At 42.7% G+C, this 10,825-nt stretch carries 13 protein-coding genes; 1 reads left to right on the plus strand and 12 read right to left on the minus strand.

The features are described from left to right. Positions 1–504 precede the first annotated feature (504 nt). The 7 genes from E5329_RS17150 to E5329_RS17175 form a co-directional block, all read right to left on the minus strand. The gene (locus tag E5329_RS17150; RefSeq protein ID WP_135990665.1) at positions 505–789 is read right to left on the minus strand and encodes a hypothetical protein; all 285 of its coding nucleotides are present in this window, start codon (positions 787–789) and stop codon (positions 505–507) included. A 118-nt stretch (positions 790–907) separates the two neighbouring features. After that, positions 908–1,084: a hypothetical protein gene (locus E5329_RS29860; protein ID WP_168356664.1), complete on the minus strand. Its 177-nt coding sequence runs from the start codon at positions 1,082–1,084 to the stop codon at positions 908–910. Between the two features lie 12 nt (positions 1,085–1,096). Next, positions 1,097–1,504, minus strand: coding sequence for a hypothetical protein (locus E5329_RS17155; RefSeq protein WP_135990666.1), 408 nt, complete (start codon positions 1,502–1,504; stop codon positions 1,097–1,099). Next, positions 1,491–1,670: a hypothetical protein gene (locus E5329_RS17160; protein ID WP_135990667.1), complete on the minus strand. Its 180-nt coding sequence runs from the start codon at positions 1,668–1,670 to the stop codon at positions 1,491–1,493. The genes E5329_RS17155 and E5329_RS17160 overlap by 14 nt, the downstream gene beginning before the upstream one ends. Then, entirely contained in the window at positions 1,657–1,842 is a 186-nt protein-coding gene (locus E5329_RS17165) for a hypothetical protein (RefSeq protein WP_135990668.1), read from the minus strand. Before E5329_RS17165 ends, E5329_RS17160 begins: the two co-directional genes overlap by 14 nt. Positions 1,843–1,889: 47 nt before the next feature. Beyond that, on the minus strand, positions 1,890–2,177 hold the full coding sequence (locus tag E5329_RS17170) for an HU family DNA-binding protein (protein WP_135990669.1): 288 nt from the start codon (positions 2,175–2,177) through the stop codon (positions 1,890–1,892). Between the two features lie 30 nt (positions 2,178–2,207). Then, the gene (locus E5329_RS17175; protein ID WP_135990670.1) at positions 2,208–2,645 is read right to left on the minus strand and encodes a hypothetical protein; all 438 of its coding nucleotides are present in this window, start codon (positions 2,643–2,645) and stop codon (positions 2,208–2,210) included. 349 nt (positions 2,646–2,994) lie between these two features. Between E5329_RS17175 and E5329_RS17180 the strand changes: the two genes are divergently transcribed. After that, on the plus strand, positions 2,995–3,777 hold the full coding sequence (locus tag E5329_RS17180; RefSeq protein WP_135990671.1) for a D-alanyl-D-alanine carboxypeptidase family protein: 783 nt from the start codon (positions 2,995–2,997) through the stop codon (positions 3,775–3,777). A 17-nt stretch (positions 3,778–3,794) separates the two neighbouring features. Here E5329_RS17180 and cls read toward each other — a convergent pair whose 3' ends face one another. From cls to E5329_RS17205, 5 genes are all read right to left on the minus strand, one after another. Then, positions 3,795–5,333: a cardiolipin synthase gene (cls, locus tag E5329_RS17185; RefSeq protein ID WP_135990672.1), complete on the minus strand. Its 1,539-nt coding sequence runs from the start codon at positions 5,331–5,333 to the stop codon at positions 3,795–3,797. Positions 5,334–5,437: 104 nt separating this feature from the next. Further along, positions 5,438–6,325: a S8 family peptidase gene (locus E5329_RS17190; RefSeq protein WP_135990673.1), complete on the minus strand. Its 888-nt coding sequence runs from the start codon at positions 6,323–6,325 to the stop codon at positions 5,438–5,440. Positions 6,326–6,418: 93 nt separating this feature from the next. Continuing rightward, positions 6,419–7,288, minus strand: a complete 870-nt coding sequence (locus E5329_RS17195; protein ID WP_135990674.1) for a class B sortase — start codon at positions 7,286–7,288, stop codon at positions 6,419–6,421. A gap of 64 nt (positions 7,289–7,352) precedes the next feature. Then, positions 7,353–9,998, minus strand: a complete 2,646-nt coding sequence (locus tag E5329_RS17200; protein ID WP_135990675.1) for an InlB B-repeat-containing protein — start codon at positions 9,996–9,998, stop codon at positions 7,353–7,355. Between the two features lie 206 nt (positions 9,999–10,204). Then, entirely contained in the window at positions 10,205–10,585 is a 381-nt protein-coding gene (locus E5329_RS17205) for a hypothetical protein (RefSeq protein WP_135990676.1), read from the minus strand. Positions 10,586–10,825: the final 240 nt, after the last annotated feature.

Genomic DNA, 10,825 nt, shown 5'->3' on the forward strand with positions numbered 1-10,825 from the left:
CATTTGCTGTTACATAAATAATTTCTTCATCTGATATATACTTTTCTGCTGTGAATATTTTTCACATCCGAAATCATATCCATATATTCTCTTTTGATTTACTGATAGATAAAAATATACTAAATCGAATTTTTGCTCAAGTAACTTTACTCACAACCAAAAGGTTGTCTCCTGTAAACCTGTTAAAAGTTTTAACATCCTTATCATTCCTATCAAATTTTAGTAGTTTATCTGTAAGGTATGTTGAACTTCAACACCCCTATATACTTCTACAAATTCATTTTTCAAAGACTTAACAAAATTTTTCATGCTTAACTTGTTTAGCCCTCAAATCAAAATGTTGGATTTTTGCATGGTAATTAGGACTGAACATTTCATTCAACCCTTTATGTATTTCTCATGCTAAATATTCAATTTCTCTTTTACTGGATTTTCTTTGCAGATACACACATTGGAATTGTTTTTAGAAATTCATATATTGATTCAATCTTCTCCCTACTTTTTCTAAGTAGCCACCAAATAATCAACCGCTTTCTTAATCTTTGCCATTTCATTATTGTATATCCTATATGCCGCATTCTTTGCTGATTCTATGGAATCATACTTTTCAGGCTTTAATCTCCTGATGCTTCCTTTGCCAAAAGCATGCAGATAATGCTTATTTTCTTCTGCTTCATGATTAATGCGGAATTCTATTTTAATCCATCCGCATAAATTGATTTCACAATGGCTGCACACAACCACATTATCTGATATGATATCTTTCCACTCTAAATCTTTGAACTGCATATGGCACTCTCCTTTAATTATATGTGGTCTGGCTTAATCCCTTATAAATCAAGGGTTTTGAGCGTTTTTTATCATAAAAATGGCCCAGTATGATTAAACCTATTCGCAACTCATACTCTCACTCATTTATCTTTTCTCTCAACGGACACCACTCAGGACATACCCTTGGAATATCACCTACACTCAATTTCCCCATATCGTCTGTCCTGTCTTCATTGTCGCAATAATAAATCCTTTTCCTGTAATTATACATCTTCACATATTCACACTCTTTACATTCTGGCACTTTATTCATATGCATTCACCTTTAACCTTTCTTTGGTAATCTTCCCATCCTTATACACAAAGAGGAATAATTACCAGAATACTTCTTGCCTTTTGTAAATATATTGTATGTTGCCAACGCATCTTTAGGCTCCTTTACCAATTTTGCACCATATCCAACACGTTCACCTTTTGATTTTAAATTCCTCTCGCCTTTTCTCCTCAATCGTTCCAATTGTTCATTACATGATTTCACATCGTTACTGCTGATAAATTTACACATCCAGTCAAATAATTCCGTACCTTCTGCATGGTCTAACTTATATTTATCAGCAGAAAACGGATTACACCATGCATTGATAATATTCCCATTAGTAGGCTCAATTCGCTCCAACATAATATGCCTTGCGACAATCAGTCTTTTTTCTTGTAGATTCTTAATTTCTTTCAAGACACTGCCCCTTTCGTATACAATCTTCCTCGATTTCATCAATCGCAACTTCCAAATGATTATTTACAATCCTTGATAAATCGCCAATACTTATTTCCCCATATAAATGTGACAGCCTGCTTATATTTTCTTCTGTAATAATTGCTACTCGTTCATTTAATTTCAATATGTATCTTTTCCTCCAATTCTCCTAATGGACAATCAATATCCATGTTAATCCTGCCTGTTCTTTTCATATTTTTTGCACAATAGTCATCCAAATCTAAATATCTGCTCAATTCTTCCCTGTAGATGCAATGGTTGCAATTCTCTGGTTTCCTGTCCATATGGATTTTCATGAAACGCTCTCCCGTCATTCATTCTCTGAATCTATTCCGTTTTTGGTTTATTCATCCTCTATTTTATCCGCCAATGTCTCACTGGAATAGAACTTCACTTTCTTATGCTCCGGCACAATACACGCTTCTCCGGTTTTTGGATTCCTTGCTCCCTTCTCTTTTACGGTTTTCAATTCAAAATGTCCAGTTCCATAGAAATTAACTTTTTTGCCCTCTGACAGATAATCCAGAAGCGTTTCCCAGAATAATTCCGTCATCTTCACTGCATCCTTTTTATAAAAACCGCCTTTCTCCGCGATTTTATATGCGAATTCCTTTTTGTTCACTGTATCCATAATGCTTTATCTCCTTTTCCATGTTCTTGCTTAGTTTCTTACTGATATTCCCTGGCTGCGTAAATATTGGATCGCCAATTGAAGCAGGCTCCCATTGTTGATGGTTTCGTCCATGGCATTATCCCACACACGGGGCTTATGGTTTACGGACAGTCCCCCATGCAATTCACTGTTTGCCCATTGCGCCACCTGGTATCCGGTTGCATTTACATAATCGTCCATGGAATCATAATCAATATACACACATGCCCTTACACCGCCTTTATCTGGATATGCGTCCACTTTCACTGCTGACCGGAGGAACGCTTCTGTCCTGCGGTAGCTGTCCGGTGTCCAGCCTGTGTAATAATCATTCAGAAAATAATTCAATGTCTCATACACTCTCTTTGCCAACTGATCCACCATTTTTATCATGATGGGCTGCAATGCTTTCTGTAATTGGTTCATGTTCTTTATGTGTTTTGCCAATATAAGTTGTCCTCCTTGGGTTTTAGATTTTTTGGTTTTGTTTTTGGAATTCTGTTTTGATTTTGGGTTCTGTTTTGATTGTTACAATGAAATCGTAGTTTCAAGTTACTGTAGAATTGGCTGTTAGAATGCCCCTGTGAAGCTCTATGTGGCTCATAAGGGCATTTTCATGCTGAATGCGGTGAATATTGGTTTGTGGTTTCAGGCATTAAAATAAGCCCACCATCAATCATATTTCTATAATTGATCATGGACTTATGGTAATGTCCAAATATTCAATTGTTTTCTAAGCGTACATTCTACAAGGATTCCTGCTTGTCTACTATGCATTTATGCTACATGTGTAGCCATGGCAGAACACATCTGGGGCAGCGAACAGGAATTTGTCAGCCGCATGAACCAGCGCGCCAAAGACCTTGGCATGAATGACACCAATTTTGTAAACTGCTGCGGCCTTGACGTGGATGGACACATGACCACCGCCTATGATGTTGCGCTGATGTCCCGGGAACTGATTACTAAATATCCTCAAATTCATGATTACTGCACAATTTGGATGGAAAATATCACCCATGTGACCAGAAAGGGCTCTTCAGAATTCGGCCTAACCAACACCAACAAATTAATCCGGCAGTATCCCTATGCCACCGGATTAAAAACCGGCTCCACCTCCCAGGCAAAATTTTGCGTTTCCGCCACTGCTGAAAAGGACGGCCTGGAACTGATTGCCGTAATTATGGCCGCTCCGGATCATAAAATCCGTTTCTCAGACGCCACAACACTGCTGAATTACGGCTTTGGAAAATGCCAGGTCTATCGGGATGAAAATACAGATAGACTCCCCAGCCTGACTGTAACAGGCGGAGTGGAAGACAACTCGCCTCTGGCCTACAAATCTGATTTCTCCTATCTGGATGTGGCGGGCTCTGATTTATCTTCTGTAACCAAGGAACTAGAACTCCCTGAATCTGCTGACGCGCCTGTAAAAAAAGGCCAGACTGCAGGAAAAGCCGTTTACAAATTAAACGGAAAAGAAATTGGGTCGGTGGATATCCTGTTTCAAAAGGACGTAAAAAAAGCTTTATTTAAGGATTACTTTCTGAAAACCCTAGAACAGCTTCTGCTCTGTTGAAAACAGCATCATCCCTTTTACAGCAGCGGGGTAAACAGGCGCATCACGCTCTGCAAAGTGCGGATTGCCGCCGGACGTTTCTTGCAAAATTCAATATTAATTTCTTCTGACCGCTCCATGGTGTCCAGCACATCCTCCTTGACCTGCATTACAGCCCTGGAGCGGTACATCCAGACGCCACATTCAAAATGCAGATACAGGCTGCGGTAATCCAGGTTCACGCTCCCCACAACAGCCACCTCATCATCCGACACAAAACATTTTGCATGAAGAAACCCCGGATTATACTGATAGATCCTTACCCCGCACTCCAACAGCGGTTCATAGTAGGACTGGGAAATCCAATAAATAATCTTTTTATCTGGAATTCCCGGCATAATAATTCTCACATCCACTCCGCTCTTAGCCGTATTCTGCAAAGCTTTCAGAATCTCATCATCCGGTATCAGGTAAGGAGTGAAAATATACACATATTTTCGGGCGCGATTAATGATGTTCATATAAATATTTTCCCCTACCGTCTCATGATCCAGGGGACTGTCTGTATAAGGCTGTACATATCCATCTGTCTGAAACTGCCTGGTCTGATGGCAGGAAGGCCGAAACTTTTCCAAATCCTTTTCCTGAGTTTTTGCAATATAATCCCACATTTCCAGAAACATAATGGTAAAACTCCAGACTGCCTCCCCTTCCAGACGGATGCCGGTATCTTTCCAGTATCCGAACCGGGTCACCTTGTTTACATATTCATCTGCCAGATTAATTCCCCCTGTAAAAGCAACCTTGCCGTCAGCCACCAGAATTTTCCTGTGATCCCGGTTATTCATAATCACGGACATCACAGGATACAGGGGATTAAACCGAACGCACTGAATGCCCCATTCCCGCATCTGCTGATCATATTTTGTCGGAAGGGTGGTTACGCACCCGAAATCATCATAAATAAAACGCACATCCACGCCCGCAGCGGCTTTGCGCTTTAAAATCTCCAGGATTTTTCCAAACATATACCCTTCTTCCACAATAAAATATTCCATAAAAATAAAATGCTCCGCCTCCTCCAGCGCTGCCAGCATATCCGGAAACATATTTTCTCCACAGGGATAATATTTGGTTTCTGTATTCTTATATACCGGAAAGCCTGCCCAGTCCATGACATACTTTGACTGACGGTAAACAGACATATCATTTCCCATCAATTCCGCTTGAAGCTCCTGATGCTTCGGAAGCTCCTGCTGCATTTCAAAGTTAATGGCTTCCATCCGTTTTCTGGTGGGCCTGGTAAGCTCTGACCGTCCGAAAATAAAATAAACTAAAAGCCCCACAATGGGAACCGCCAGTATTACCACAGTCCAGGCCAGTTTATAAGACAGATTGCTTCTCTTATTCACAATCAGCAGTACGACAAAAATTGCCACAATACCAATCGCTGTATTAAAAAAAGTGTAGCGCGCCTGAAAACCATACAGAAATGACAGCAGCCAACACAGTTGAACCAGAATCGCAAGGGCTACAATGGTGGCCCTTCCCGACAGAAATTTCTTTATTTTTTTCATCTAATCACCTCTTGCGCAAAATGCATTCCCAGGCAATGCAATGCGCCGCCCCCCCTGGCCGGCTGAAGCATTTCCTGACGCCTTTATGCACTGGTGACATTTTATCACAATAATCTTCCAATGTCTACCATTCCCCAGCCCTGTTTTGACAAGGGCAGACCCAAATCCACCGTCCGCCGATAGAAACGAAGCTTCACATCCGCAGGTAAAAAATGCGGATATTTACTTAACAAAAGGGCTATACTTCCGCTCACCATGGGTGCCGCCATGGAAGTGCCGCTTTTTTGCGTATACAGTGTGGGATATATGCCGCAGCTTGTAACATTGGTTCCCGGCAGCACCAGCTCCGGCTTTACCACACAATGCTCCGTAGGCCCCTGGCCGGAATAATTGGGCTTTAGCATAGATCTCCCAATTTGCTCTTTGGTATCGTCAAAACAGCCCACTGTAATAATTTTCCGGCAGATTCCCGGAACAGTAATGCTGTTTTCCCCAGGGCCGTTATTCCCTGCCGCCGCTACCACCACCAAATCATTATCCCAAGCGTATTCCACTGCCTGCAACAGCATGGCCCGCTCTCTGCTCCCTGCATGAAGAACCATACCTATAGAAATATTTACAACCCGTATCCGGTAAACATTCCTTTGCCGCACCAGCCAGTCAATTGCCTGTACCACCTGTTCCGTGTTGCCGTTTCCTTTATAATCCAATATTTTTATGATAATCAAATGACAGCGGGGCGCAATTCCCATATATTTTCCATTGGAAGCCCCGCCGCTGCCGCCGATAATTCCGGCTATATGAGTTCCGTGTCCGTTATCGTCATAGGGAGACATCCTCCCTCTTACATAATCCTGAAAGCAGACAATCCTATGTTCAAAATCCGGGTGGGGAGAAATGCCTGTATCCAGCACTGCCACGCCGATTTCTTCCCCAAAATAGCCTTTTTCATGGGCCCGCCCGACATTGATAATTTTTCTTACTCTGTCCATATGATTCTCTTTTTCTATTAATATATGCGTCCCTGCTATTTTTGTTTTTCAGAAATTCCGGCAATTCCCCGGGCTTATGTGATTCCATTCATGCTATTCGATTCTCCTGCCAACCACAACGAACCTTCCGTTTTCCACATGATAGGCACAGCAATTCAGCGTAATAAATTCATCTCCGGGCTCCGCCTTGGCGCCTGTGTCATAGAGCGACAACTTTTTTATATTTGTATACCAATTGTCAAATTCCTCCTGAGTGCCCGCCTCAAAAAACTTATAATACTTGAATTCCTTATCTTTTACACGATACACCTGAGAATAAAAAACAGCAATCAACTCATATTTCCGGTGCTCGTAAAGGGAGTCAAAGCAAATGATAGAATGCTCTTTCCCATAGCTTTCTTCCTGATACAAATCCAGATTTCCAAACATTTCTCCCGATTTCATATTATGTCCATGAACGATTAAATTCGCGGAAGGCTCTGCGCCGTCAAAATATCCCTCTGCCTTGGCGCCGCTCCCCACCGTAGAATCTGTATCCATAATCAGGCATCCATTGTGATTGTCCTCTCCGTAAAAATCCCGGTATAAATAATAATTTTCATCCTCCGGCGTCTGCATAACGGGATAATTGATCCCCGTTCCCTCAATGGAAAGCCAGCCGATCAAATCATGATTCTGTTCGTACATGGAGCGGTATTCCGGCAGAATTTCCGGCTCTTTTTCCCCTGGCGCATCTGCAGGGGCAGAAATTGCCTCTGACATCCCTGCCGCCAGTATACCTTTATCTGTGTCCCCACTGGTTCCCTCTGCTCTCTGTTCCATAAGCTGTGCCTGCTGCCTGTCCAGCCTCTGGCTGTCCTCCCAACTCCCATAACAGGTAAATACAATTTTCCCTGCTGAAATACAGAATCCGCACAGACACAGCCCTATCATGCATTTCCTTGCCTTATCCTTTTTCATCATGTGACGCTTTCTCAGATCCTGTTTAAAAAGCTCTTTTTTCCTTTGTATTTTTCATTTATTAAATCTAAATATTATTTTTATGCCAGAAATGCCATGCGCCCAATCCACTGAGGAAAGCAGCAAAAAACCAGAAGCCCAGTTCTGAACTTTCACCGGTCTTCGGCACATCATCCAGCTCATTGCCGTCACCGCTGCTTTGATTTTCCTTCTTAACCTGACTGCTGTTCTTGTTTTGCAGCATGCTTTCTTCCTCTTGATTTCCAGCGCTGTTTCTTCTTCGGAGCATGATTTCTTCCCCGCTGGTTTCCTCTTTCTTCCATTGTGCATAAATGGTTGTGTCGCTGTCAAATTCTGTATCCGTTGTGACTTTCACACCGCCGCTTGCATTAGTATACCAGCCGTCAAGGGTATAGCCGATTCGAATGGCTTGGGGCAATTCAGGCAGCTTCCTGTTTACCGTCTTTGCATTTACTATACTTGTCTCTCCGCCATTTGCGTCAAAAGTAATAGTATATTCTGCTTCCACTGTAGCTACCGGCGAAAAGCATGCGGTAAGGCTTCTGTCAGCCGTCGCCTGAAAACGGTAAGCTGCTTTTGCACTGACTTCCCTTCCATGTTCCGTCCATCCCACAAATTCATAGCCTTCCTTTGCCTCTGCGGTTACGGTAACAGATGCATGCTCGATGTAACTTCCGTCTCCGGTTACCCTTCCTCCTTCTTCCGGTTCTGCGCTTACCTGTATAGTATAAACCACTGGTTTCACTTCTGGTTTCACTTCTGGTTTTACTTCTGGCTTCACTTCCGGTTCGGATTCCTTAAACTCTACCACCAGGTTCCTGTCCTCTGTCACTGTAAAATTGTAGCTTGCTTCCGTACTGACTTCCTCTCCATTTTCCGTCCATTTTACAAACTCATAACCTTCCCTGGCTTCTGCGGTCACTTCTGCGAAAGCATTCTCATCATAGCTTCCTTCTCCTGTTACCCTTCCTCCTTCTTCCGGTTCTGCGCTTACCTGTATGGTATAAACCACTGGTTTCACTTCTGGTTTTACTTCTGGCTTCACTTCTGGTTTTACTTCTGGCTTCACTTCCGGTTCGGATTCCTTAAACTCCGCCACCAGGTTCCTGTCCTCTGTCACTGTAAAATTGCAGCTTGCTTCTGTACTGACTTCCCTTCCATTCTCCGTCCATTTTACAAACTCATAGCCTTTTTTTGCCTCTGCGGTTACGGTGGCGGATGCATTTTTATAATAACTGCCGCTTCCGGTCACACTTCCTCCTTCCGCCGGACTTGCATTCACCTGCACAATAGCAAGATCCACCACATCATTCTCCTGCACATTTCCTAGATTAAAACTGAATTGCACAGCCGCGCCTTCCGAAAGATTCAGCCAGGAAGAAGTCATACCGGAGTCAGCGTTAGAATATTGAATGACTTTTTTCCCGTCCGTCTTTACATTATTGCTGTTTGCCTGATTTTCATTGTCTGTCCATCTCTTACGCTCGCTGAAGTTTCCCAGCCAGACCTTATCCGGAGCGGCGCCCGTATAATTCAAAACAACTGCTGGGTCACTATTCTCGTAATTGTTCTTTGCACCGACCATCTGCACCAATTTCATTCCATTCCCTCTTTGAGCCAAGGTCAGCGCCGCATGATCAGGGTTAAAGGAACCGCGAGTAATCTCACTTGTTCCCAGCATCACGTCCGAACCGAAACAAAAGGCATGCATGCTATTTCCCATAACAGCCTCAATATGAAGTTCCGTTTTATTTTCCTTCCCAAACTGAAAGCGAAGCTCACTTAAAACGGCATTGCCAGGAAGAGTGCCTGAACTGGCAGCAGGTTTTGCCGAATCGTTGGTAAAAAGCTGCCAGCCAGCGCTATAGGCGGTATTCATCCAATAAGTAATTCCATTCTTTGTATACTTACCCAGCACATCAAAACACTGATAAGTCGATCCACTTGAAACAGAAGTATAGGCAACAAAACCATTGGTAAGATGCCACTGATTTTCCTTGTATACTTTCAGCATCTTTGTCCCCTCTAAATTCTGCGCTCCTGTACCGGAAATTATCTGTCCGTTTCCCGGCGTCTGGAACGCCTGTACCGCCCTGGACACAGAATTGTCCATTACAACCCGGTACCACTTTCCGTTTTCCGGAGTAAAAGTGCATTCCCGACTTTCGGCGCTGTCGATATCTTCAAATTCCCCTTCTTCTAGTTCAGCCTTCTGCCACTGATATTGTGAAGCTTCACTGTCAGGAGCAACCAGAGTAATCTCACTGGCACTCATCGCTTTTCCCCAGGGATAGTCGTCCACAGGAGTGTAATTCACCTCAGGCTCCGGCAGCTCCTGTGGTTCTGCTTGACCGCCTTCCAGATAATCCTGTAATTCCAGCGCCGGCGTGAGCAATTCTTCACATTCCTCTGCCGACTCTTTCTTTCTGGAAAAATTTATAGTATCGTCTGATACAGTTTCTATATTTTCACTGGCATCCGTCTCAGATTTTGTTCTTTCCTTATGATGCAAGCCATCCTGCACATGAACCTTTCCATCCTCTGCCGCCTGTACCGACAGCCTGTAACCCTCTGTAAAAAGAAAACACAGAAGCGCTATGGAGAAAATAATACTGAACGCACGCTTTTTCTTTCCTTTCGCAATATTCCGATTTAGGGACTTTCCCTTTTTGATTTCTGACTCTTTCTTCATAACCGCTTACTCCCTCCTAATAAAAAATTTCCTTTCTGATTTTCGCGGTTCCGTATCTTAGCCATGAACCATCCATTCTGAGTGTCTTTTATCACAGAGCACACGAAAATAATTTCATACCAATAAGGATTTTTCTTTTTATACAGGATAATTTTACTTACGGTATATGACAAATCAAGTCAGATTTTGTTAAATTTTTGTTAATTTTAGCGCGTATACAAAACTGCAACATCATCACAGCCTTTCAGACAAACCGTGGCTACTTCCTGCATATCCTCCTGAATGTCAACTGTAAAATTCCCATCCGAATATCCGCCGCCTGCCAGTCCTCCGTAAACAGTGAGATATAAAACGCTTCCTTCTATTGTGTAATGATATGTTCGGAAGGTTTTGCCGCTGGAAATAAACTCTGCTTCCGCAGTAAAGCCTGTATCTGTCAGTTCCATATTTGTAAATGAAATTTCCGCAGCGGACGCTTTGCTGCCTCTGCTGTATCCAAAAAAGACGGTGACTGCAGCAGCAGCCAGCACAATAAGGACAAACAGCATCCACTTATGTTTCTTTTGCTTCTTCACTGTTCCTGTCATTTTGATCCTCCTAAAAAATAAGAATGGCGCCCCTGTGATTGACTCCACCCTTTGTTGAATATCATATCGGCTTCCTGCCTGACATTCATTACCTCTTATCTTTTTGTAAATCTTCCGCATTTTATCTGCAGACCTCTTTTTTTAATTTATTAAGGTTTCTATTTTAAAGGCAGAACATTTCTCTTACACCAGTTTACAACTTTTTTAATAAAAAAATGCCGCACAGGACTTTCTGTTGTA

Origin of the sequence: Petralouisia muris, from assembly GCF_004793545.1 — a bacterium.
Classification (GTDB): Bacteria; Bacillota; Clostridia; order Lachnospirales; family Lachnospiraceae; genus Petralouisia; species Petralouisia muris.